General features: G+C 41.5%; 21 protein-coding genes and 1 tRNA gene. 4 read left to right on the top strand and 18 right to left on the bottom strand.

All coding sequences use genetic code 11. The features are described from left to right. Nucleotides 1–3: 3 nt before the first annotated feature. The 12 genes from HWV01_RS05910 to HWV01_RS05855 all read right to left on the bottom strand — a co-directional run bounded on the left by HWV01_RS05910 (nt 4) and on the right by HWV01_RS05855 (nt 15,748). A complete protein-coding gene (locus tag HWV01_RS05910; protein WP_211674532.1) occupies nt 4–1,140 on the bottom strand; it encodes an ABC transporter substrate binding protein in 1,137 nt (378 codons plus the stop codon). After that, complete coding sequence (locus tag HWV01_RS05905; RefSeq protein ID WP_249185454.1) at nt 1,137–3,359, bottom strand: MFS transporter; 2,223 nt, start codon at nt 3,357–3,359, stop codon at nt 1,137–1,139. The genes HWV01_RS05910 and HWV01_RS05905 overlap by 4 nt, the downstream gene beginning before the upstream one ends. An 8-nt stretch (nt 3,360–3,367) precedes the next feature. Then, nucleotides 3,368–4,522 (bottom strand): D-alanine--D-alanine ligase, encoded by a 1,155-nt coding sequence (locus HWV01_RS05900; RefSeq protein WP_211674531.1) that lies wholly within the window; start codon nt 4,520–4,522, stop codon nt 3,368–3,370. Between the two features lie 61 nt (nt 4,523–4,583). Continuing rightward, complete coding sequence (gene tssH, locus HWV01_RS05895) at nt 4,584–7,193, bottom strand: type VI secretion system ATPase TssH (RefSeq protein WP_211674530.1); 2,610 nt, start codon at nt 7,191–7,193, stop codon at nt 4,584–4,586. Between the two features lie 8 nt (nt 7,194–7,201). Beyond that, entirely contained in the window at nt 7,202–8,182 is a 981-nt protein-coding gene (locus tag HWV01_RS05890) for a type VI secretion system baseplate subunit TssG (RefSeq protein WP_211674529.1), read from the bottom strand. Then, the gene (gene tssF / locus HWV01_RS05885; protein WP_211674528.1) at nt 8,164–9,948 is read right to left on the bottom strand and encodes a type VI secretion system baseplate subunit TssF; all 1,785 of its coding nucleotides are present in this window, start codon (nt 9,946–9,948) and stop codon (nt 8,164–8,166) included. The genes HWV01_RS05890 and tssF overlap by 19 nt, the downstream gene beginning before the upstream one ends. Further along, nucleotides 9,941–10,363, bottom strand: a complete 423-nt coding sequence (tssE, locus tag HWV01_RS05880; protein WP_211674527.1) for a type VI secretion system baseplate subunit TssE — start codon at nt 10,361–10,363, stop codon at nt 9,941–9,943. The genes tssF and tssE overlap by 8 nt, the downstream gene beginning before the upstream one ends. Before the next feature lie 2 nt (nt 10,364–10,365). Next, nucleotides 10,366–11,736 carry a type VI secretion system contractile sheath domain-containing protein gene (locus HWV01_RS05875; RefSeq protein ID WP_249185453.1) on the bottom strand — a complete coding sequence of 457 codons (1,371 nt, stop codon included), beginning with the start codon at nt 11,734–11,736 and terminating at the stop codon, nt 10,366–10,368. 41 nt (nt 11,737–11,777) lie between these two features. After that, a complete protein-coding gene (tssC, locus tag HWV01_RS05870; protein ID WP_211674526.1) occupies nt 11,778–13,259 on the bottom strand; it encodes a type VI secretion system contractile sheath large subunit in 1,482 nt (493 codons plus the stop codon). Next, complete coding sequence (tssB, locus tag HWV01_RS05865; RefSeq protein WP_211674525.1) at nt 13,259–13,768, bottom strand: type VI secretion system contractile sheath small subunit; 510 nt, start codon at nt 13,766–13,768, stop codon at nt 13,259–13,261. Before tssB ends, tssC begins: the two co-directional genes overlap by 1 nt. Nucleotides 13,769–13,834: 66 nt before the next feature. Continuing rightward, a complete protein-coding gene (locus HWV01_RS05860; protein ID WP_249185452.1) occupies nt 13,835–14,353 on the bottom strand; it encodes a type VI secretion system tube protein Hcp in 519 nt (172 codons plus the stop codon). A 39-nt stretch (nt 14,354–14,392) separates the two neighbouring features. Next, nucleotides 14,393–15,748 (bottom strand): ImpA family type VI secretion system protein, encoded by a 1,356-nt coding sequence (locus tag HWV01_RS05855; RefSeq protein ID WP_211674524.1) that lies wholly within the window; start codon nt 15,746–15,748, stop codon nt 14,393–14,395. An 820-nt stretch (nt 15,749–16,568) separates the two neighbouring features. On the opposite strand from HWV01_RS05855, the gene HWV01_RS05850 reads away from it, so the two are divergent. Beyond that, entirely contained in the window at nt 16,569–16,964 is a 396-nt protein-coding gene (locus tag HWV01_RS05850; protein ID WP_211674523.1) for a hypothetical protein, read from the top strand. 12 nt (nt 16,965–16,976) lie between these two features. Further along, on the top strand, nt 16,977–17,582 hold the full coding sequence (gene gfa / locus HWV01_RS05845) for an S-(hydroxymethyl)glutathione synthase (protein WP_211674522.1): 606 nt from the start codon (nt 16,977–16,979) through the stop codon (nt 17,580–17,582). A gap of 115 nt (nt 17,583–17,697) precedes the next feature. Here the strand turns inward: gfa and HWV01_RS05840 are convergent, their stop codons facing one another. The 3 genes from HWV01_RS05840 to HWV01_RS05830 form a co-directional block, all read right to left on the bottom strand. Then, nucleotides 17,698–19,728: a M4 family metallopeptidase gene (locus tag HWV01_RS05840; protein WP_211674521.1), complete on the bottom strand. Its 2,031-nt coding sequence runs from the start codon at nt 19,726–19,728 to the stop codon at nt 17,698–17,700. 318 nt (nt 19,729–20,046) lie between these two features. Next, a complete protein-coding gene (locus HWV01_RS05835) occupies nt 20,047–21,264 on the bottom strand; it encodes a Xaa-Pro peptidase family protein (protein WP_211674520.1) in 1,218 nt (405 codons plus the stop codon). Nucleotides 21,265–21,352: 88 nt separating this feature from the next. Beyond that, complete coding sequence (locus tag HWV01_RS05830; RefSeq protein WP_211674519.1) at nt 21,353–22,270, bottom strand: LysR family transcriptional regulator; 918 nt, start codon at nt 22,268–22,270, stop codon at nt 21,353–21,355. A gap of 113 nt (nt 22,271–22,383) precedes the next feature. Here HWV01_RS05830 and HWV01_RS05825 point away from each other — a divergent pair, with 113 nt between their 5' ends. Then, entirely contained in the window at nt 22,384–22,677 is a 294-nt protein-coding gene (locus HWV01_RS05825; protein ID WP_211674518.1) for a putative quinol monooxygenase, read from the top strand. Nucleotides 22,678–22,759: 82 nt separating this feature from the next. After that, nucleotides 22,760–23,416: a nitroreductase family protein gene (locus tag HWV01_RS05820; protein WP_211674517.1), complete on the top strand. Its 657-nt coding sequence runs from the start codon at nt 22,760–22,762 to the stop codon at nt 23,414–23,416. A 104-nt stretch (nt 23,417–23,520) separates the two neighbouring features. Here HWV01_RS05820 and HWV01_RS05815 read toward each other — a convergent pair. The 3 genes from HWV01_RS05815 to HWV01_RS05805 all read right to left on the bottom strand — a co-directional run bounded on the left by HWV01_RS05815 (nt 23,521) and on the right by HWV01_RS05805 (nt 25,520). After that, a tRNA-Arg gene (locus HWV01_RS05815) sits at nt 23,521–23,597 on the bottom strand. Nucleotides 23,598–23,700: 103 nt separating this feature from the next. Beyond that, entirely contained in the window at nt 23,701–24,483 is a 783-nt protein-coding gene (locus HWV01_RS05810; protein ID WP_211674516.1) for an ABC transporter ATP-binding protein, read from the bottom strand. Next, a complete protein-coding gene (locus tag HWV01_RS05805) occupies nt 24,480–25,520 on the bottom strand; it encodes an iron ABC transporter permease (RefSeq protein WP_211674515.1) in 1,041 nt (346 codons plus the stop codon). Before HWV01_RS05805 ends, HWV01_RS05810 begins: the two co-directional genes overlap by 4 nt. Nucleotide 25,521 lies beyond the last annotated feature (1 nt).

Below are 25,521 nucleotides of genomic sequence, written 5' to 3'. Positions count from 1 at the left end.
CGTTCATTGACCGTCCTCCACAGACATTCCGTTAGAGCGGATCATTCTGCCTTCGATGCCATACACATCGCTGGCCATTTCCATTAATTCAAATGGGATTGCTTGGTTAATACGGGCCGCTTGCCTAAAGCTAATTGAAATGTCAGGTGGCGAGATAACACCGACAGGAAGGTCTCCCACAACGGCCTCTTTTTTTAAAATTTGGATGCCATACAACGCCGCTTGCGTCGCATTATTCACAAAGCTAACGCCAAACGACATTAATGCACTGGCTTTCGTCCCATTCACCACATCAGGAACCGCAGAAATCAACGCAAGCTGCTGTGAAAATTGATTAATTTCATCCACACGCGCGAGTAACGACGAGCTACCCGTTAACCAAAGCAAGGTATTATTCAGTTCTGGATCCGTTTGTTTAAGCCTCGTCATCGCAGTGTCCATCACTAACTTCAAACTCATAGCCGATTTCGATTCATCAACCACAATTGGCACAACAGTTAATCCCACTTTTTCAGCAAATTTTTTCATTGGTAAAAATTGCGTGAGATATGCACTCTGATTGGTACGTGAATACAAAATACCGATTTGCTTTAGCTGTGGATTAAAGCGTTGCATAATGCGAAGAGTTACATCTGTTAGTAGGTTCAATGACGTGAATGCAAAATTGTTCCCCGTACCAGCATAGTTATCTGTGAGACCTAATAACACCGGATCTTTTGAATTAACAGAAACAACCGGCAATAAACCACCTTGATATACCTTGTGCACAGACATGGTCGCTTTAGAGCCTAAGGTATACACCAAGTCAACCTCATTCTCTGCACGATGAAGCAAATTCACTAACATGGCATTATCTACAGGTAAGCGTTTAACGACCCACTGCACTTGAGGTAATTGGGTACTGTATACATTTAACAGCGTTTTTAATGCCACATCATAAGACGATGCCTTGCGTGACACGATCACCAATATTTTAGACAATGAACGCGCAGGCACAAACGACACCCCTTCAGCGGCAGACTCCGCACGCCAATGACTAGCTGTTTTAGGTTGTAGTTCTTCGCCTAACCATGTCGGCCATTCCGTTGCAGCATATGTTGGTAAACAGCATGCTACCCAGATGAATAAAACTCGGATCATATGTTTACCACCTTAGGTGTTTGTCTATCGAATAGAGAAAACAGCACAGCTATAACAACAAAGAAAATTGCCAGTATTATCAGGGTATAATCCACGCCGAACCGGTATAATAATGGCCCGACAATAAGCGGCCCAGACACATGACCTAGTCGTTCAAGGAAACGATACGTCGCAGCAATGACAGAGTCCACCTCTTGCCTATCAGCCATGGCGTCTACAACATGCGTCACCACAGGCGCATTAATAAGACCGTGTGATAACCCCATGCACATCATTGAAATAGTGGTAAAAACAACAATCATCAAACTGTCTTCCATTTCAAATGCCGCACCTAGAATAATAAGCGCGACTCCGGCAATCAGGTTACCAACACTCAATGCAAGCTTACTACTGCCTAACTTATCGACCCAAGGCCCAGCTTTATGGCTCACCAACAACACCATAGCAGCATAAGTCATCAACACTTGGCCGATGCTTTCCTTACTGATACCACGCTCAGCAAGCATTAACGGCACCGCAAAAGAAACGATACCAGTTAACGCCGCTTTAGTCGGAATGCCCACCAATAACATGGTTCGAATAAACGCGGGGATTTTCATTAATCGCCAAGAATCTCGCATCATCATCGAGATATTATTTAACAACGATCCCGAGGCTTTCGTAGACGCTTTCATGCTCGGTAATACAAGGCTAAATAACGTCATCACACAGCCAATGGCGGTCGCGATCATAAAGATAGCACGGTCGCCAAAGTAGTTAGCTAAGAGTGCGCCAATCGCAGCGCCGGCAATAAATCCAGCATTAAAACAAAATACGATAATACCTGCGGCTTGGGTTTTATTTTTCTTATCACTGAAGCGTAAAATATAACCTTGTACCGAAATGAATACGAAGGCTTGGCCCACACCCGACACAACACGCGCAATCAATACACTCACAATACTACCTTCAGCACTGACACTAAGGATGCCACCGCCTAACGTCGACAAAAGCACGCCACATATAAGCACAGTGCGAATATCATAAGTTTCAATTAAACGTGCGGCAGGTAGTAAGGTTAAGGCAAAACCTAAAAAGTAGAGTGTGAAGAAAATAGCAGAAGTGCTTGCATCAAGCCCTGACGATTCTGCCAATGAGGTTAAGAACTGCGGCATGATTGGTGCCATTAAAGACTCCATCAGCACAGCACCTAAAAACAACGGCTTTAAACGTTCAAGCACTTGTTCTGATGAAGATTGATTTGCGTCGCCACCAAGCAAACGGATAAAGGCAAAACAGACCAAGCCACAAGCAAAAAATAAGATTGCGAAATTTTTTAATATTTTGGTTAACTGCCCCAGTACCACGCTTGATTGATAAGTAAGGTGCACCTCTGCAAATTTAGAGGTCGCTAAACTATAATCTAACCACCCTGTACGCCCCAGCATCGGTAGCATAATGCTTTGGTTGTATTGAGAATCCGCAACTAACTCGGTATTTTTATACACTGCAATAGTAGCCACTTCAGGATTAGCTTTGCGGAAGTTATCCAACATCCTATCAATCCCCGTCACCATGCTCTGGTCAATATTATATTCCAACACAGGGGCTAAACGGTGACTCACAATATCGGCTAACGATACGGCCTTATTGCGTAAACCATCATGATATAAGCTGCCAACAAGTAGCACGACACTGATTGCCATACTAAAAAACACCACGATAAAACTCGTTAAATACACTTTCCGACGCTGGCTTCGAAGCACTGAAACAATAAATAACACCAGTAAAAATGCAATCAACCACACCATAGGTTGAAAAACATTGGTCACGACTTCTTCTACTTTTTCAGGACTAAATGCAATTTTTAAATTGCCCACCTGCGTGAATTTATTGTTGAGTGGGATCGTAATGTAGTTATCATCGAGGATGGTTTCTCCCGCATTATACAGTTCATCGTGACCAGCGAATAACGCTAACCCAGTAACCGATGAATTCGAGTTTACAATCGGCTGTAATACCAGATTTAGCCCTGCGATTTCAGGTAACGGCACACCCGAGTTGAGTATCTGTTCGATACCTAATTTAGCCGCTTGAGTTTGCGCTAAAATGGTGTCAGTTGATAATTCGCGATGACTTTTTAGCGCTTGTGCATAACCTACAACCAGTATAAGCAATAATGACATTGTCACTACTGCTACACCAAACGTAAGCCGAAGATTATCGTTAACGGTTCTCACTGTCGCTCCTAAGCGCTTTTCAAGCTGAAGAAGTCGTCATTAAAACAATGCGCTAACGATTCAGGGCGTTGTGCTTGTAAATACACCAAACGATTGAAAACCAAAGATTGGATCAAGTCTTGATAGCTCATGCCTTCATTGTGAATATCGTGACAAACAATACTGAGTTTATCGCCTTCAGGACGTTTCAAATCTGGCTTTGGATTCGCTTCAAGGACATATAATTTCCCCTTGCAGTCCATGCGTAAATCAACACGCACAAGCGTACCGAGTCCCAATTGCTGATAAATCTTATTACCCAAATCAATTAATGACTGGCGTAATTCAGGCTCATCTACTTTTAATAAACGATCACTGGTAATCGGTTTTACATCCATCGACGTAAAAATGGGTTCATCGCCTGCAAGTACACGCTCCGTTACCGAAAAGGCAAAAGGTGAAGCTAACTGATTCAACTTGTCGTTTTTAAATATCACAGAGCCTGCAACCGCGACCACAAATTCACGGCCAGACAGATAAGGTTCAATCATGACGATGTTATTCGTCGCGGCCTGCACTATTTTTACTTTACCAGCGAGGTCTGCACGATCAAACACCGGATAAACATGTACCGAGGCACGGCCAGAAACAGGTTTTACAATAAATCGACCACCGAAATCAGCGTCCATTTGATCTAACGCCTCCTTATTCACCGCATCGGTAATGCACTCCCCCAAACCAACGGTAATAAAGGGCGCAGTTGGAATCCCAGCTGCTTTTATTTCATGTTTGAACAAATGTTTGTTATCAAGTAAGCCAGCCGTCATTGGCGCATGACCAACATAAGGCACACCCAACATTTCCAACATTGACGGTAAATGGCACATCGAATCAAAGCCTTGAAGGCCACCACTATTGGTGATCACCAGATCAATATTTAGCGCTTTCAAGCGTTGTGGTAAGTCCATGTTTTCAGGTAATACATCAATATGTTGAAATCCAGACTCACGTAAAGCATCTGCAATATCATAAGCAACGGGCTGATATGTTTTTGTTGAACGCGGACTTAAGTTCTTATAAATAAAGCTATCCGGCTGTGTTTTTTCGCCACCATGCACAACGGCAATTTTAAGTGAGCGTCGGATCCATTCGATTTGTTCAATGGTGAATGTGCTTTTTTCCACAATATTCTCTTCTTACAAAAATTTAAACGAATGCGTGATTAATATTAATCACGCCTCTGAGTTATTCAATGGCTATTGCCACTGCACCATCTACAACACTGATATTGATACAGGTGATGCTTTGTCCTTCACTCATTCTGGTGATACATTGCGTCGCTAGATCTGGTACTAATCGACGATTAATGATTTGTTCAATGGCTCTCGCACCTGTTTCTGGCGAGTTATTTTGGCTTACTAAATAATCCACCAAGTCACTGTCATAACTGAACTCAGCGTTATAATAGCCACTTACTCGTTTCTCAATTCGGCGTAAAGAAAGACGCGCAATTTCAGCCATTTCAGTATCATTGAGAGGGAAATATGGCACCACGGTCGTACGACCAATGAAGGCAGGTTTAAAATACTGCTGTAAAACAGGCGAGATCGTTTGAGTCAAAGACGATACATCTGGACGTTCGACCAGGCAGGCATCAACAACTGCACTATCTGCCGCATTAGATGTCATGATGATAAGTGTATTTCTAAAGTCGATGTCACGACCTTCACTGTCTGAAATCGTCCCCTTATCAAAAATCTGATAAAATAGATCGTGAACGCCTGGATGCGCTTTTTCCATTTCATCAAGTAACAATACCGAGTAAGGGTTTTTACGTACCGCTTCGGTTAACACACCACCTTTACCGTAACCAACATAACCAGCAGGTGAGCCAAGTAGCATTGATACTTTGTGCTCTTCTTTAAATTCAGTCATATTGATAGTCGTGATATTTTTCTCACCACCGTAAAGTAGATCAGTTAATGCCAATGCTGTTTCTGTTTTACCCACACCGCTTGGGCCACACATTAAAAACACACCAACCGGTTTGCGTGGGTCAGTTAATCCAGCGCGAGACATACGGATCGCTTTGGCAATTTCATGAATCGGAGCATGCTGACCAATAACACGCTGTCCGAGTTCTGCTTCAAGGTTAAGTAAACGTTTCACGTCATCTTTAACCATGTTACCAACGGGAATCCCAGTCCATAACGCAATCACTTCAGCAATAGTCTGCTTATCAACCTGTGCCATCACCAAAGGTGATTCACCTTGAATGCTGCGCAGTTCCGTCATTTTTTTACTTAACAGTGCCTGCATTGGCGTATCTGCAACCTGTTTACCCGCAAGAAAACGCTCTGCAATAACATTCTGTAATCTTAAAATTTCAGTCACACATTCTTTTTCTAGATTCCAACGCGAGTTTAACTCCTCGTATTCAGACTCCAGCTGATTACATTTCTGTGCAATAGCCACCAACTTTTCAGTGCCGTTCGCATACATCGCATCTTCATATGCAAACGAGGTGCGCTCATTGTGCGCATAACGGATTTGTTCAGCTAACCCGTCTAATTTTTGCGGTAATGCGCTCTGGCTCAAGCCAATACGTGAACACGCCGTATCTAATAAACTAATCGCTTTATCAGGTAATTGACGTTCTGGTAAAAAGCGTACTGACAACTGAACCGCAGCTTCAATTGCTTCTTCCAATACCGTCACGTTATGGTGTTTTTGCAAACAGCCCGCAACACCTCGTAGCATTTGAATCGCATCGCCTTCACTCGGTTCACCCACAGCAACAAGCTGAAAACGACGAGTCAATGCGGCATCCGTTTCAAAATACTGCTTATACTCAGCCCACGTTGTTGCAGCAATCGTTCTGAACTCCCCACGTGCTAACGCTGGTTTTAATAAGTTGGCCGCATCATTTTGTCCTGCAGCACCACCTGCGCCAATTAACGTATGCGCTTCATCAATGAACACAATAATTGGGCGTTCAGATTGCTTCACTTCCGTTAACACATCTTTCAAACGGTTTTCAAATTCACCTTTGATGCTTGCACCCGCTTGTAATAAAGACAGGTCCAGCGTACGTAATTCCACATTCAACAATGACGGTGGCACATTACCATCAACAATTTGCTGTGCTAACCCTTCAACAATCGCGGTTTTACCCACACCTGGATCACCGACAAGGATCGGGCTGTTTTGACGACGACGACACAGAATATCAATCGATTTACGGATTTCAGGATTACGCCCTGAGATTGGGTCTAATTTACCTTTACGTGCCGCGTCAGTTAAATTGTGCGTATATTTATCAAGTGCAACAGTGCCTACAGACTCACTCGGAGCCATGTCATTATGTTGCACTTCACCTGCGTTTATTTGAGTGCCTTGCTTCGCGGCACCGCTCTTTAATGATTCAATCGATACCGTGTTCAACCATGTGGTCAATTCACCGTTGTATCCACCTTGTTCAATACGCTGCTTGAGTACGAGCAGTACGTGATAACCATTAATTGACGCGTTACTGTGGTTAAGCGAAGCTAATAACCAGCAATCTTTAAGCAGTTCAATCAACGAAGGTGAAAGCGATGGCGAACAGTCGTTACCACGTGCGACACAATTTAAGTTACGGTTAAGTAAATCAATAATTTGTTCACGCTCAATACCGCTTTGCGATAACACGCCTTGCCAACCAGATTTTGACTCATTTAATAATTGATAAAACCAGTGTTCAACATCGACACTAAAATGTGTTCTAGCCATACAATCTGCAGCGGCCAGTTCGAGTGCGCTCTTTAATGTTGGCGTTAATCGTGTCACTAGTTTTTGTAATTCAACGTTAATCATGCAATGTCCTACTTTAGTTTTAGTGGCATAACCACGTACTGTTGTGTTATTTCAGTCGATGCCAACCTCGCTGATTGGCTTAATCGCACACCATTACTCGCATCTCGTGTTAACTGACAAATCGGTAATTGTTGTCCAGCCACTTTCATTGCTAAGTTTATTTTGATATTCGACCCCATGTAATGGCGAATAAATGCGTCGATGGCATCGTTCAAAATTTTGTTTTGATTGAGTTGTTCAAAGTCGTAATGATTGGGTTTCACTTTTACGTCAAGTTGTTGAAATGCGGTAACCGCGCTCTTTCCAAGCAATGCGTCAAAACCCAACTGGTTGTTTTTCCCTGCTGCCCCTAAGCGTGTCAAGCAGCACTCTAGTAGCGGCTGATATTCAATATCGCCATGATCTACTTCAAACTCATACCCAAAGTAATCCTCTAATAAGTGCTTGAGTGTTGTTAGACATGTCACCTTCAATCCCATTAACCCGGTGTATTGAATAAGGTGCCCTTGTGGTAATGCAGTATTAATACTCGTGTCACCCGCAAGGCTAGACAGCATCGTAGTGAGTGATTGGTGATGATGATTCCAGCTGAAACGCTCTTCTTCCGCTTGGATAACGATGTTGTTCTTGATTGCGGTCTGACAATAAAGGCGAAAATAACGATTATTAAAGCCATCCAAAAAATCAACTAATGCGCTATTACCTTGCTCAAATGACTCACGTAACGCTTCACTGTAGTAATAACGAGGCATAAGCCCTTGACTGCCAGACAGCGCAGGCAAGTCACACGTAAAATGCCATGAATTGTCAGTGTATTGCTGAACTTCAACAATGTCTGATTGATGGTATGACGGCAGTAAATGCGTAATAAAATTAAGCTCAGGACGCACACCTAACTTAGCCGCATGGTGCTTCACTAACTGCATAGCCTGCGGTAATTCAAACTGATAAGGCGCGCAACGTAGCGAGCCTAATATAGATTTTTGCATCCGAGCCTCCGCGGGAAAACACGGTATTCGCCTTCTCGGCCATCAAGTAATATCACGACTTGTGTAAAACTATTAAAACCAGAGAAATACGCAAAAAAGCGATCCAATAATTGGGCGAGTAGCTCCACGCCACCAGCAAGACCCATCGGGTTTATTGTCACGCTCAGTCGTGTGCCATTAGCAAAACAACTTTTCCCCGAAATACGCACAGGCGCAACAACATGCGCTTGCGACAAACCTTGAATGGATTCGATATAAGCACTATTTTTAGCACTATTGTTATGATTATAAAGTTGCAGCATGGTTTTTAATGCCGACACCGGATCATCGCTACCAAACAGGGCTTGGTAGTTAAAATGTAAGTGCGCCAATAACGGCCATGCGCCTTGCTCACCAGTATTGATGTTAATTTGTTTTGTCGGGCGACGTAATAAGGTCAAATCCGCAGGTAAAGAAATAGAGTCGTGACAATGTAACTCACAAGACGTAGACAATTGACTCGCCGCGTTACCATTTGTGCAGGTCGTCGAGATTAACCAAGTGTGTGCTGATTTATCAACATGACTATGGTCTAAATTTGCAACACGCAATGCACTCGATACTGACTTATCACTCATATTTTCAGACTGCGATAACTGCCAGCGTAATCCAATTTCAGCACTGTTAAATTTTTCACCGTATAGCGGCGGTACATTTCGGTTTTTTTGTTCTGTCACGTCCGTCACATCATCAACCGAAAATAACTGCAACTGTGCCTGACCGCCAACATCCAGCATTATTGGATACTGCGATTGGCTAAAATCGATACGTAATGGTTCTGCGGTGATTGGCTGCAAGTTAATGATAGGCGAACAGAATAAATTAAAATTATTTACACTTAAGCTACGCGCTAACTCCACGGGCATGTCGTCTAAAAAAAATTGGATTTTAAGTGTGTTGGTATTGGCATGTTGCAATGCAGACGATAGCACTAACTTAATCGCATGGAATCGCTCTGCGAACATAAAAAATTCGGTTAATAACTTAAAGCCACCGAAACTGCGTACACTATAAGGTAAGACGAATTCTTGATCTTCAAAACCAACCGGTAAAAGGGCGTCCGCCCCTAATAAAACAACGCTGTCATCATATTGAATGGCGATCTGTTGGATCCCCGAAAACAAATGATCGTAAAGGCGCAATATTGTTGGTGTTTCACCACGCAAAAATAACGATAATTCCGTCAATTCCAAATCAGAAAACAGGATCGTTGGATCTGTTGTTGTTAATGTGAGTTCAAGCATAGCTTTCGCATGCTCAGCCCCTTTTGGTTTCTGAATATCAAAGGGAGCAATAGACGCTGAACAATCTGTTAAGCTGATCGGGTATAAATCAACATCTTGCGTTGTGCGGAACACCAAGGTATCGGTATCGACATCATCAAGTCCTAAATGCGTACCGCGAGGCAGAGTGTACTTTGCAGTGACTTCTTCGTGAGGCTGCATTTTCACCATGCTATAAGCAGGAACAGGGCGTAGATAATGTGGAAATAAAAGTTGTAACAAGCTATCCGTTAACTGCGGATAATCCTCATCTAGACGCTGCTGTAAACGTGCATTCAACAAGGCCACGCTATCAATAAGACGTGTCACTTGCGGGTCATCAATACTATCGCGACTGATCCCAAGTGACTTAGCTGCACCAGGATGACGTTGAGCAAAGTTACCTGCGTCTTGGCGAATAAATGCTAACTCTTGTTCAAAATAACTTAGTAATGATTCAGACAAAGTTAGTTTTCCTTACATCGACACTGCTTGTGGTGAAGTCTAAGCTTGAATCAAAAACAACAAGCTCTTCACCAAACTCACTGACGATCACGCCTTCGATTCTAAATTTCAGTTTATTGGTAACGACAGATTCTTCTTCCAACTCAACATTAAGATCCTTGAGACGGGGTTCGAATGTCGTAATTAACTGCTTAACATTTTGTAAAATATGTTCACTATTAGCTCTGTTCTGCCCCCTCACCGCATGGCTCATGCCCAGTAAAACGATAGATTCAGCAGTATATTTGGCAATATCATCGCCACCCCAAATGGGCGCTTTAGCGGAAAGCAATGACGCGATATTTTCAATAATGGCATCGCGAAGATCATCAATATTCGCCGTCCAATCACCTTTCATTTTTGCAAATAAGCTCATGATTATTGGTCCCCTAATTTTGTTGCGGGCACGTCGGTAAGCAGAACAATGTGTGTGTCTAACATTTCATATTGATATTGCGGCTGTAGGTTTATTTGGCAACTGTATTTTGTTGGGTCAAGCAGGTCTTGCGTAAAATTAACATCAGCGCGTTTAAGGGGATAACGGGCCATGATTGACTCATCACCAAAATCAACGCCACTAATATATTGGTTTAACCACTTTTCTAACGAACGCTGACATGTAGACGGGCTATCAAAGCTGCCGATTTGATCGCGGATCTGCGCTTTAATGTAATGACCAAAACGACAGGCCATAAGATTTGTCTGTAACATACCACTCATTTTTTCAGTTTCAGTCGTTGCCTTCCACACGGACTGATTACTGAAAATGCCTTTTTGACCGCTAAGATAGACACTTGATAAAGGAACAAACCCTTGTGCAGACCAAAAATCATCATCTTCACTAAACAGATCAATCCGTGATAACAGTGGATCTTGCTGGCCATTACCCACTTGCACTATTGCGCCGTAACGCCCGCTTTCATCATAGGCACGTAAAAAACCAAACCAACTGATACGGTCAAATTCACGGATCACGTTTGCAGCCAATAAATAGGCGGAATTTCCCCACAGTACATGTTCTGTTAGCGCTCGTTCGTTAAATACAAACCCGGCTTGGTAATGCTGATAAGGGCTTCTTAAATGGTATTCTGGTAACACCAGATTTAAGAAACGGCTCGCACTATGAGAACGTAATAACTGCCAACTTTGTAAATCTGAACTGCTTAAAATACGCTGTATACGCTTATGGTCAGGCATTAATCGAGCGGGTTCATCACCAAAGAAATACGGATCAACGCCAAGACTTACAGGGCACAGCGCGCGTTCACCTAATTCACCTAATAACTGCAGTGTGTACAGATCATCAAAATCAGCATCATCGTCTAAGTCAGAGTGAATAAGATGGTCAACAACCAAGAGTCCAAATGGGTGGCCGCCTGCGGTATCGAGTTCATTCGCGTATATTTTTTGATATAACGCACTGCGGGTGACATTGAAAGATTGATTAAGATCGGCAGACACCATGTCCCAGCTAAGGTCTAACAACTTAACCTGCACGCGGCGTTGCGAAACAGGCAGCAAAACTAAGCTATGTAGTCCTAACCAGCGCGCTTCCAATTCTTTGAAATCAGTGGCTTGCATTACAGCAGAAAGTTGCTCGCTCATGACATCATCAAGTTGCATGATCAGTTTGCTTAACTGTGATTTGAATTCTGAACGATTATCGTTCTGAGCATGGTTTAACAGCATCCGCCACAGCCCTGCATCCGTCAGGACGTTGGCGGATGATGTTAGATTTGATGTACTCATAACAACCTCAACAACCCGGGGGATCCCCCGGGCATCAACTATTAACCTGGAATATTAGCAACCATGCGTAATGACGATGATAACTCTTCCATTTGTAACCAAGGGCGTAAATAAGCCACAGCAGAATAACAACCAGGGCGACCCACTTGTTCTTCAACTGTTACTTTTGCTTCAACCAATGGATGTGTTGATTTTGCTTCATTGCCAATCGCACTTGGATTAACATACTGGTGGAGCCAGTTACTTAATTCTTTTTCAATGTTATCCGGATCTAGGTTAGAACCAATACGATCACGACCCATTACTTTTAGGTACTGTGCAATTCGGCTACTTGCCATTGTATAAGGCAAGCGCGCTGAAATGGCTGCATTTGCAGTCGCATCAGGGTCGGTATACGTTTTTGGCTTATGCGCCGTTTGAGCGCCCATAAATACGGCATAGCTCGTATTTTTATAATGCACTAACGGTAAGAAACCTAAGTCACTCAGTTCTTTTTCACGTTCATCTGTAAGGTTTACTTCAGATGGACATTGTTGAACTAAATCACCCGATGGTGTGTAGTAAGTAAAGTTCGGTAAGTTTTCAACTTTACCGCCATTATCATTACCACGGATAGCAGTACACCAACCAAACTGTGTATATGCTTGCGTTAATAATAAACCGTATTCAAACGCAGCATTACTCCACACAAGATCATCTTGTGTCTCTGGGTAAGCATTACCATTAGCGTCATGTTTCAATTCTTCAAAATCGAATGACTTAACAGATACTGTTTGTTTACCGTATGGTAGACGTGCAATTGTTTTTGGTAGTGTTAATGCAACATAACGCGAATCATCACTTTCACGGAATGCATTCCAACTTGCATAAGCGGGTGAATCAAAACCCGCAGCAACAGGCTTGCCTTCGTTAAAGTTAACGAATGAATTAAAGTCAAACATGCTCGCATTTGCAGCAGCAACGAATGGTGCGTGAGATGCAGCAGCAACTTCGCCCATGTAACGCATTAACGCTACATCTTCATCGCCATAACTGAATTCGTAGTCACCAAGTAACGCACCGTAAGGTTGACCACCAGCTGTACCAAATTCTTCTTGATAAATCATCGTAAAGAAGCGGCTACGATCAATCGCTGGCGCATCTTCAAATTGTTCTAATAGTTCGTCTTTTGTGTAGTCCGCAAGCTTGATTTTTAAATCTGGGCCTAGCTCACTGTTTTTAACTAATTTTTGCAGACCTAACCAAGTGCCTTCCAGTTTTTGGAACGCCTTGTTTTGCATTACTGTTGAAAGCTGGTCTGAGATTTTTACATCTAATGCAGAAATCGCTTTTTCGATTGTTAACGTTAGGTTTTTATCCCAAGTAACAGTACCGTCTAGCGCTTGTGAAGTCAGAACAGATAACAATTCTTTTGTTGTATCTGCTGGTGTCTGTGTTGTTGCTGAAATCGCGCGGTCTAGAAAGTTTAATTCACCTTCTGCGGCACCGGCTTGTTCTGTTGCAGCTTGTTGTTCTGTGCTCATTATTCAGTTTCCCCAGTTTTTACGCCTAGCTCTTCAGCTAAATGTTTAATTGAATCGGTACTTTGTAGTACTTCTTTCAATAAGCGTTCTAGATCACGAGAGCGATCCGCTTTGCTTAATAACTCTTTTAACTGGTTACGTGTTTCAACCAATTGTTTTAGGGGATCAATTTGTTGAACTAAGCGCTCAGGGTGAAAGTCGTTCATTGAATTTAACTTCAGGTTAACTTCAAATTGGCTATCATCATTTGCTAATTTGTTGTCAACTTTATATGACAATGACGGGCTAATTTGTCCCATCACTGCATCAAAATTATCTTTATCAACACCAGTGAACTCACGCTCTTCTAGGTCAATTTTATCACTTTCAGCTTTATGACCAGAGAAGTCACCAATAACACCAACGACAAAGGGCAATTCTTTGGTTTCTGTTGCGCCATTAGTTTCAACATCATAGGTGATACTGACTCGGTTTTTGCTTATACGTTTATGTTGTGAGTTGAGAGCCATGCTTCCCTACCTTTTATTTTAACAAAAATAAAACGGTGCGCAGCCTAAGCAACACACCGGTCAAAATTATTTAGTTCCAGAAATTAACTTACCTTGTGGAACGTTATAAGAAACAAGACCGCCGTCTTCTAGCTTACCGCCATCAAGTTCATGACGATGTTTCTTATCAACTTGGATGTAAGAAAGTGAAATGCTTTCGAACGGTTGAGAACCGTCACTGCCACTTAGGTTGTATGAAACAAGGCGTGCTTTTTTCAGGCCTACTTGGTAATAAATTTCAGCACCAGAACCATCACGTGCAGCTTTAGTAAATACGATATCAATATCTTTACCTTCAACACCTGGACTGAATAGGAACGACAGAAGATCTTCAGAAGCACCACAAAGTTCTTTTGTAATACTTACTTCGCTCATAGCAACCATGCCTGAGTCAGCATTGTTACCGCTACCAATGTCCATTGCTACTTGGCGCACAGCGCCCCAGCTATATGAATTCAAAGCAAACCAACCATCTTGTGGTAAACCTTCAACTGTTGCGCCACCATTAACTTTAACGCCATCAATTCTCATATATATACTAGCCATGATATTCCTCACTTATTTTTACTTAGGGTTGAAAACCAATTACCAGAGAGAATTACTGCTCGAGGTAGATACTGGTTTTTCTTGAGTTTTTTCTACAGAGACAGCAGTTACATTGTTCAAAACAGAGTGACTCGTTGTTGTACTAACCGCTCTTGTGTTGTTGTGCTGCACAGACATAGATTCACCCACATCTGATAGCGGTAACATTTTTTTGTGCGTTGGCTGAATAACATTCGTATCCCCATTCTCATCAAGAGCTGACAGATGAAATACTTGTTTAATCGTATCCTCTTGATTTAATAACAGCTCCGACATCAACTCAGGAAGCGATAAGTAGCCCCAGCGAATTGCTTTTTCTAACAAATAAGATACCGGGCTATGTGGTTCTACTTTCCTAAAAAATTCAGCTAACGTTCGTAGTTGATGAAATGCATCATCGCGATTGAACTCTTGATTATTAACAGGTAAACCATCTAACAAAGCGTGATCAGTAATACTATCTTCTTTAACTTGCATATTTTTTTCGCCGCCATCAACATGACTCGACTCATTCGTTGCTGGCTGACCTTCAGCCTTAGTTACCTGTGTATCTTTACTCTTTAAGCCTGATACATACTCCATCGCGTTCAATATTTTAGTGATCAGCCCGACTACAAATTTAAATCCAGGTTGGGGTAATAAATGCTGCTTACATACGTTAGCAACATGTGCTTCGACTGCACGCATGGCATCACGTATCAATACTAAATTTTGCATTAAGCTAGTCACTTTAGCCCGTTCACCCATCGCCACATTTTGGTACTGTTGGCGTAACTCAGGTAAACCGCCTTTACGTTCTTCACTTAAATAACGCGAATAATTTAAGTCTCCAATTAGCGGTAGCATTAAGAAAGGTGAATACACTAAGCTGCTGTCTTCACTTTCACCGACTAGTTGTACAAAGCCCTTCACTTTAAATGCATTAATTTCTTTTAATTTGTCACTTTCTGACTTTATTTTATTGTCAGGGAGTATCGGATGAACCTCGTCCCAATGCCCCTCAACAAGTGCTTGTAACCATTGACTTACTTCACGCAACCCATTTAATGCAGGGTCAATGACTATCTGAGCCGCTAGCATCCAACCCGCTAGCTCAATGTCTTTAGATGTCGTTTTAAATATTTCAATCAAACTGCTTGATAACGAATGCCAGTGTTCAATGCTGGCATCTTGTAAACTATCCATTTCTGCTGGGTCTGGTGTCTGCATTAATTGACGCAGAGATGTTTGTGCAACATTAAATTCATTTCTAAGCGGTCTGAATTTTTGTTTGTCGGATTTTAAATAAACCCCACAAAATTGGTCGCCATCAATTGGTAATAAAAGTGACTCATGTAATGTTTGATTGAATAACATATATGTTCTTACACATTTAATTTACATCCATTGTTCCAACAGGATGATTCGTTGTAAATAAACTTATAGTAAGGGCGTGTAAGGGATGTAAGGGGGGTAAGTTAAATATCTACAATGGGATAGGGAATATAAATTAAAACAGATTAAAAAGATGAGTGCTAATTAAAATCGCACTTGAAAAAAATAAAAAAACAAAACAACATAAAAACAATACCAATTAAAATCAACAACTTACACAAATGCAACTCACTAGGATATCACATTTAACCACGTTGACATATTATTTGAAATCATGGGGGTTAATAAATTAAAATAAGGTTACATGCATTACACTTTAACCAAATTGTTTTAAAAACAACAAAAACAAAATGATTAACTATAAGAGACAAAAATATAGAGCAGTAACACTAGTCATTTTATTTACTTTAAAATAAAAATATTGAAATAATATTTAATCACGGTGCGGTTATTAAATTACAATATTTTAACATCACATTGAAATATAAACTTTAAATTACGATGTAATATATTAAAAACAAAAAATACAATTATTAACAATATTTACACTTTGTATTTCACTGTGATTTTTCTGTGATGATATTTCTAAATCTAAAGGGGTATTACGTTTTAAAATAAACAACAATAAAAAAAATAACAGCGACTTAAACTTCAATTGTTACCTTTAAGGTAACAATCTTTTACCGTTTTAGTATATTGTTTTGTTCTATTCCAAATGTAGAATGCTCGTCATCGCAAACATAAACCACATTAAAAATTAAATAATCAACACAATGTGATTTGATTAAATAAAGGATATTAGATGTCGACATTAACAACTCAACCGGGTATTTTCCTTTTTAAATCAGGCTCATTCAAATTGAATGATCTAAGTAAACTACTTGAAGTAGAAGGCCTAAAAAGCCAAATGGCCGAAGTTGCCGTAACCAACAATAGCAATGCATTAACCATTGGTCATTTTGCTATGCAACCAGGTGTTGAGTTCGAGTACGTTTACGACTCAGTTGAATACAAAGTGATCACCAAAGGTAAGATAGTCGTACGTGACAAGCAAGATAATAAATACGTTGCAGAAGTTGGCGATGTGATCCTTTTCTCTCCCAATGTAACCGTTATTTTTGATGCCGAAAGTGATGGCGAAGCAATCTATACCGCACACAGACACGCTGATTCATCTTTCGCACCTGCATCAAACTAATTGGAATTGAATATGATAAATAAAATTGTAAATACTTATAAAAACGCATTTTGCCCAACAAGTAACACCAAGATCCACCCAGCAATGGATAAGGGCATTACGCCAACAGCGAATAACTTTAATGGGGGCACATTACAGTGTCACTGTAGCAGTAACCCTGTTACGGTAAAAATCGACAGCCAAACAGCGCATAACCATGCTTGTGGCTGCTCAAAATGTTGGAAACCCAAAGGCGCACTGTTCTCACAAGTTGCCGTTGTGTCAAAAGATAAGTTAAGCGTAACAAACAACCGTTCAAAACTAAAAGTTGTTGATAATACTGCAACAATCCAACGTTTTGCGTGTAATGCCTGTGGTGTACACATGTATGGTCGTATTGAAGATAGAACACATCCATTCTTTGGTCTCGACTTTGTTCACACAGAACTATCTGCCGATAAAGGTTGGTCTGCACCTGAATTTGCCGCCTTTGTTTCATCTATCATTGAAACAGGTACAGATCCAAAAGACATGACAGCAATCAGATCGCGTTTGAATGCATTAGGTCTTGAATCTTATGATTGCCTATCACCAACACTGATGGATGTGATTGCAACACATGTTGCTAACAGCAAATAATTCATACCGTTGAAAACAAAAAAGCCCGCTAAGACTAATCTTAGCGGGCTTTTTTCATATTATCTTAATGACATTCATTACCGTGTTTTTAGCTATCACTCAACCAAACGTGCTTCTACTGGCAAGGTTGAAGATACTGCCATACGCTAGGGTAATAGAAAGGGTCCATGGTAGTTGATGCTTGAATAGCGGTGAACATATAACCATTAGACTGTACAATCTCACCGTAATAATAAGTATAATACGGGCTCCATTCAGGTACATAAGCACAGTGGTCTTCTGGTTGCGGCGTTGGAGGTTGCTGCTGGTAATCCCCTGAAATCATCAAGCCGACATCAGAAAAATCCGACTTACTCACGATCAACACATGATAGCGACTTGCTGGGAAATCCAAGAACAGGCAGCTTTCAAAGTTACCCTCATTTTGAGAGGCACAATCGTAGTCGTTCTGCGTAGGTTGGCGATCAATGGCAATAAAAACATCGATATCACCTTGCCCACCCATCGTCTCAATATTGACATAGCCCTGTGATGGCGCATTGTTCAATACGTATCGTAAATTTTCACCGTAACGTCCTTGAATCCTGATCTGCTGATTTAGTACCAAGGCAGTTTCATCACTTGGTGTCGGTGGGTTTGGTGTTGGATCCGGTGTTGGTAAAGACCCTCCACACTCTTGTACCGTGATACCAACTTGTTGGAATGCATTCATAACAGATTGGGTTTCATAACCTAGTTGCGCTGCAGCCTGGCAAACACCGTCAGCACCTTGTTGAAAGGTAGAGCGCGGCTGCCAAAACAATTTATTGGCTGTTGCATAGACTAAGAAAGCTTTCTTGATATCCCACTCTTGGCTGGTAGCTAGATGGTAAAATGCTTTGTTAAAGATGCCCGAGCTGTTGTGAACATCAATGCTATTATAATACTGGCTGATGTGTCCAATAGACGCACCATCATCTGAAGGATTAATGAAGAAGCGCATCGCTTCTGAATGCTTCATTACGTGCTCGCCCATTTTCCAGTTGAAAGAACCGTGGATGAAATAGCTCAAAGCTGCAGCTGCGACATCAGAAAAGGATTCGTTCATCCCACCAGACATGCCACGATACTCTAAATTAGAGTTTTGTTCGGTATAGCCATGACTGACTTCGTGGGCGATCACATCCCATGTCGCTAGTGGGTACATATACGAACCACCATCACCAAAGGTCATTTGCTGACCGTCCCAAAAAGCGTTGCCATAATTATTACCATAGTGAACACGCATAGTGAGCTTTTGACGAATCGGACGGCTATTTAGCCACTCGCGGTACATGTCAAACACACGTTGACCAAAGTATTGTGCATCATTCATTGGCGCATAGGCACCATTGGCTGAACGAGTGGTGTTTACCGGACAGGTAAATTGGTGAATACGCCCACCCCATTGACTACTATTCATGTCGTACGTGACAACATTAGGGCTGTCCATCTGGCAGGAGTCATTGACTTCAAAGCTGCCAAATTTAGTGTTATTACCAAAATAATAACGGCCACTTTTTTGGTTACCTCCAGGCCCCTCTGCTCGCCTAAACGCAATACCGTCCCAACGGTCTAGAATTCGACCATCTTTAGCGTCTACAAAGGTAATTGGCCTTGACGGCTTGATGTCTTCCACTGTCACATAAGACACGCGATAGACCAATTTTGCAGTATTTTGATCATCCATGACAATCATTAGGTCCGCAGACTCTGCATCTGTACGTGCTGGCATAGTTGCGCTTTGAACAGCTTGCTGTGATGCTTTGGCAAGAGTAATCGCTTGTTCTTTGTTGATGAACGGTAACATTGAAGATATGTCTTGACCAATACCTTGCACCACTTTACCCGCAATAGGTTGAATCACACCATTTTGATCTTTCAATGATACGACGGATTGTCCATATACAGGAATACCACGGTAACGTTGTTGATGGCGAACCCATTCTTTTCCTTGTAGTTGGGCGTGGTTTTGTTCGGTAAAGCTGTACTCGGGGATTGCTCCTCTAGCAGTAGAGGGATTTAATAGTGAAGTAATGTTAACGTCGTTAACGTTGACCAACGTGGCACTCTGCACTGAGAATACGAGTGGTGTTAATCCTAACAAGATAAAATGTTGTTTTTTCATGATTGTATTTTTCCCAATTCATTGTTTTATTTATTATTTTATTATTTTTATGAATTGGCATTATCACCCACCTTACCGATACCTCAAACTGAGTACTCGTGTTTTTATGATACTGCTCATTAAAACTTCTTTCTCAAAATTATTTTAATGACAGTGTGTCACGATAGGTTTAAAATGAAGATAAGGAGAGAAGATAACCTAACGATCCCGTACTATCTTTAGAAAAATAGAGCGAGGTTCATTAGCATTGATGTGGCTTAAAAAACATACTAGACTCACTCATCAATGAGCAAGTCTATGAATCATAGGTATAACAAATTACACTTCATAACCAAATGGGTCATCAATCGAGTGTGATGGTTGTGTAAACCATTCAGGTCCCGCATTAGTCATATAAAAATGATCTTCCAAACGAATACCAAACTTACCCGGGATCACTAACATAGGTTCATTGCTGAAACACATACCTTTCGCCAATGGCGTGGTGTCGTTACCCACTAAATATGGCCATTCATGAATATCTAAACCAATACCGTGACCAGTACGGTGCGGTAGCCCCGGTAAATCATAACCCGGTCCAAAGCCATCTGCTTCCAGCGAAACACGAGCGGCGGCATCGACATCCTGACAAGCAACATTAATCTGCGCTGCATCAAACGCGGCTTGTTGTGCATTCTTTTCACTCAACCAAGCTGCGCGTACTTCGTCACTTGCTTCACCAAATACATAAGTACGGGTGATGTCAGAATTATAACCGTGTAACTGGCAACCAGTATCAATCAATACCACATCATCTTGTTTCAAGAATTGTGCATCTTTAACACCATGCGGGAACGAACTGGCTTTACCAAATAATACGATACAGAAATAAGAACCTTTTGGCGCACCAACCACTTTATGTGCTTGATGAATGAATTCTTCCACTTCCGTCGTACAAATATCTAAACGTAAAATACGGGCCGCCGCTTTATGTACTTCTAACGTCATGTCTTTAGCACGTTGTAATAAAGCAATCTCGGTATCTGATTTTTGCTGACGGCAACCAGCTGTCACAACCTTCGCATCAATATATTCAAACTGCGGGTGCGCATGACGAATATTGTTAAACATAAAGAAAGCGGTAGCTTCATCAATACCAACAGTGCCGTCGGTAATATCAAGTTTAGCTAGGATCTCGCCAAATAATTGTGCAGGACTTTCATGTTCATGCCAGCAATGCAGTGGGCCTTGTACCTGCATAAATTCATTAATGGTATCTTGCTCAAAGCGTGGCGCGATAAACTGTAACTCACCTTGTGCCGGTAAAATAGCACCAACCATACGCTCACCAACGCCCCAACGCATACCAGTGAAGTAATATAAGTTTGTACCCGCATTCAGATATACAGCTTTTATGCCTTCACGCTGCATGATTGCTTGTGCGCTTTCAATACGTTCATTAAATTCTTGTAACGAGATCGCTTTAACGTCTGCAGTCATATCAGCCAGTTTAGCTAATTCTAATTCCGCAGTTGAACCACCAACACCAATAGTCATAAAAGTCCTTGTTATACAGCTTGATTAACAAAATATAGATGAAATCACTTTAGCATACCTGACTAGCGAGATGTAGCACCAAACAGAGCTAACTTAATTCAGCCTCACACTTATTGCGTAACAGATCGCGCAACATCAACATAGCAGGGGTGACTTGTGTACGGTTAGGACAAATTAGCCATAAATTAATGGGTGGCGAATTAAAATCACTCAATAGTTCAACAACATGACCCGAGCGTAAGTCGGCCGCCATATCTAACCGCGACTTCATCGTAATCCCCTTGCCCGCGACAACCCAACGATGGACGACATCAGCATCGTTACTTAATCGGTTACCGGTCACTTTCACCTTGTATTTACCGCTGTTTTTTCCAGTACTGTTTCCAGTACTATCAACAAATGGCCAAGTATCATAAACACGCTCACCAAAACGATAGAGCAAGCAGTTATGTTGTGATAGTTCGTTAGGATGATTAGGTTCACAATATTGCGCTAAATAGGCAGGTGATGCACAGACGACGCGATCTATTTTCGCAATCAGAAAGGCCACCAACGAGGAATCTTCGGGCTCGCCATAACGCAGTGCCATATCAACTTTGTCATGATAAAAGTCAGCCAAGTTATCGCCAACATTGAACTGAATAGATAGTTCGGGATAAGCGTCCATAACTTCATCGATCCAAGGTAAAACAATATTACGCCCTAGATCAGATGACGCGGATAAACGTATTTCACCGGCAATTTTACCCTGCATTTCATTTAATGAGGCTTTACCTTTCTCTAATGCCCCTAAAGCCTCAGTGCAATGTACTAAATAGCGTTCACCTTCGGCGGTGATACGTAACTTACGTGTCGAGCGAATAAAAAGTTGAACGCCAAGTTGCTTCTCTAAGCGTTTTAACGCAGCACTCGCCGCTGCAGGTGTCATCTCTAACTGCAGTGCTGATGCGGTGATATTGCATGTTTGCGCTGTTCGCACAAAAAGAGTGAGATCTTGAACATTCATTATCAAATAGCTTTTGAAACTGTTAGTTTAATTACCATGTTTTTAGAATAGCAATAATCAAGGATAATGTCCCCATTCACTAATGTGTATCGTCAATAAAAGGGAACGATAATATGCCAACCCCACTAACAATTATTGCAAACATCGAAGCTAAAGCAGATCAAATTGAGTTAGTAAAAACAGAATTATTAAAGTTGATTGAACCGACACGACTTGAAGAAGGCTGCATCCAATACGACTTGCATCAAGACAATAACAACCCAGCGCTATTTACTTTCGTTGAGAATTGGGCGAGTCATGAATTATTGCAAAAACACCTCAATAGCCCACATTTAAAAATGTATGTGCAAACAACCGAAGGGGCTGTCGCAAGTTTCACATTAAATGAAATAACGAAAATCGCATAAGCAACATACATTCATCAATGTTCAGACTTACGCTATTAGTAAGTACAAATCAACAGTGCCCATTTATCAATAAGGTTTATCCATGACTCACCAAATTATCAAAGATCTTAGCAATCGTTACACAACCAAAAAATTTGATTCATCAAAAAAAATATCGCAAGACCAACTCGCCGTGATTATGGAAGCAATGCGTTTATCTGCATCATCAATTAACTCTCAACCTTGGAAGTTTATTGTGATAGAAAGCGATGAAGCAAAACAACGCATGCATAATACCTTTGCCAATAAATTTCAGTTTAACCAACCACATGTTTTTAGTGCATCGCACATTATAGTTTTTGCCCATAACCCAGCGTATACCCGTGCAAACTATGAAGCCGTGATCGATAAAGGCATTGCAGATAAACGCACTAAACCAGAAGACAAAGAAAGTGCATTTGGCGCATTTGCTTTTGTTGAGCTAAATACAGATGAAAGTGGCGACACAGCAGCATGGACTAAAGCACAAACCTATCTTGCGTTAGGTAATACAATGCATACGCTAGCACGCCTGAATATTGATTCAACGCCAATGGAAGGAATTGATAGCGAATTAATCAGTAAAGAGTTTGCTGTAGAACTAGATGGTTACGTTAGTGATGTGGCACTGGCGATTGGTTATCGAGATGCTGAAAATGATTACAATATTGCCCCACCAAAATCACGTTTAGCGATGGAAGATGTGATCGTTAAAATATAATAATTAAGTTGTCACCGCTGATAATGACGATTAAGAACTGAAGCGACCCATACGTGCATTTTTGCGTATGGGTGCTATATGCATAAGTGCTATTCGTTTGAAATTGGTGTCCCAGAGAAGATTCGAACTTCCGACCTAGCGCTTAGGAGGCGCTTGCTCTATCCAGCTGAGCTACAAGGACATTTTCAGTTATTATATATAAAACAAACAAGAATAAAAGCCTTGCCTCACATATTCAAAGCAATAAAATCAAATATTCTTATCAATTTGACTCTAAGATCACATTACTTTTTATACGGTGAGACGATGGTGTTCCCTGTTTCGGTATGCTGAGATACCATAACGAGATCGTGATACAAACGATGGATGTTATCTTTTGTCAAAACATCATTCGGTTTCCCTTCCGCAATTATCTGTCCTTGGTCCACTAAAATGAGGCGGTCACAAAACTCTGCCGCGGTATTTAAGTTATGGATCGCAACCAATGCCGATTTACCTTGCTGACATGCTTGATACAGCACATTCATTAGCTGTGATTCATGACCAATATCTAGACTGGCGGTTGGTTCATCAAGTAACATTAATGGCGCGCCTTGCACTAATAAACGCGAGAAGTGTACTAACTGTTTTTCTCCCCCAGATAATGCCGTGATAGTACGGTCTTTTAAATGCGAAATGCCAACTAAGGTTAACGCGTCAATAGTTTGCTCAGTAATTGTGTTAGCAGAGATGACTTGTGTTTGTTGCTTGACATGAAAGCCAAATCCCACTGTTTCCATCACACTAAAAGGAAATGCGGCATCACTGTATTGTGGCAAATAACTTAAATCACGTGCGCGGTCTATATCAGATAACGTGGTTAATGACTGGCCTTTTATTAACACCTCACCACTGCTATAACCTTGGAAGCCACTTAAACATTTCATCAAGGTACTTTTACCTGCGCCATTGGGACCGATAATCCCCACCAGCTCTCCCGGTTGTATAGACAATGAAATATCAGTTAATAAATGTTTTGATCCCGCCTTATAACTCAGTTGCGAAACTGTCAATAATGCCACGCTCATACAAAACTTCCTTTACGCTGAAAGCGAATGATTAAACCAATGAAATAACAACCACCAATAAAAGAAGTAATGATCCCGACTTTCAATTCGTTAGGGGCAATGATCCACCGCCCAATAAGATCGCAAACGAGCAAAAAAATAACACCGAACACCGCAGAGAAAGGTAATAATGTTTCATGCCTAGGCCCGACAATCAAACGTACTAAATGTGGCACCATCAAACCAATAAAACCAATAGGTCCAGCGACGGCAATCGACATAGCCGTTAATAAGGTGGCAAACATCAATAATTTAAAGCGTGTCTGCTTAATGTTTAATCCCATACCATGGGCGCTTTCTTCGCCTAATGCGAGTAGATTTAATGCCCGACTTTCCCTTAACAACAAAATCGATACAATCACGATAATCGGCGCGGGCCAAATTAACTGCGACCAAGAACTACCATCTAACCCCCCCATCGCCCAAAATACAAATTGGCTCATTTCATATTGTTGCGCCATAAGAAGTAACCCCATTCTGGCACCGCCCAATAAACTTGATAATGCCAAACCGGTTAAAATCAAAAACAAGATCTGTGTTGAAGCATGACGCGATGCTAACGTATAAATTACTGCTGCTGCTGCCAATGCGCCCACAGTCGTAAAAATAGGTAACCATATAGGCCCCATAAATGAATAGCCCGTCACAATAGCCACCACAGCACCAAAACTACTACCGGCACTAACTCCCAATACATCTGGACTGGCTAATGGATTTTTGAATAGGCCTTGTGTACACGCCCCAGCCAGCGCCAACGCGCCACCCGCTAAAATAGCTGCGCAAGCACGTGGTAGACGGATATGTATAACCACAGCAGAGGCTAAAGGTTGTTCTTTCAGCGCGAGTTCACTGCCACCCACAAGATACGCTTTAAACAACGCCAAAATATCGACAATAGGAATATGAATAGCGCCGAAGCTGATATACAACAAAAACAAGCCACAGAATAACAACACAGAAAACAGTATTTGCACTGACGTAAGTCGATAAAATGGCATG

The organism is Moritella sp. 5 (genome assembly GCF_018219455.1).
Classification (GTDB): domain Bacteria; phylum Pseudomonadota; class Gammaproteobacteria; order Enterobacterales; family Moritellaceae; genus Moritella.
The sequence above is the reverse complement of the archived record's forward strand: the minus strand, read 5'-3'. Positions and strand labels throughout refer to the sequence as shown.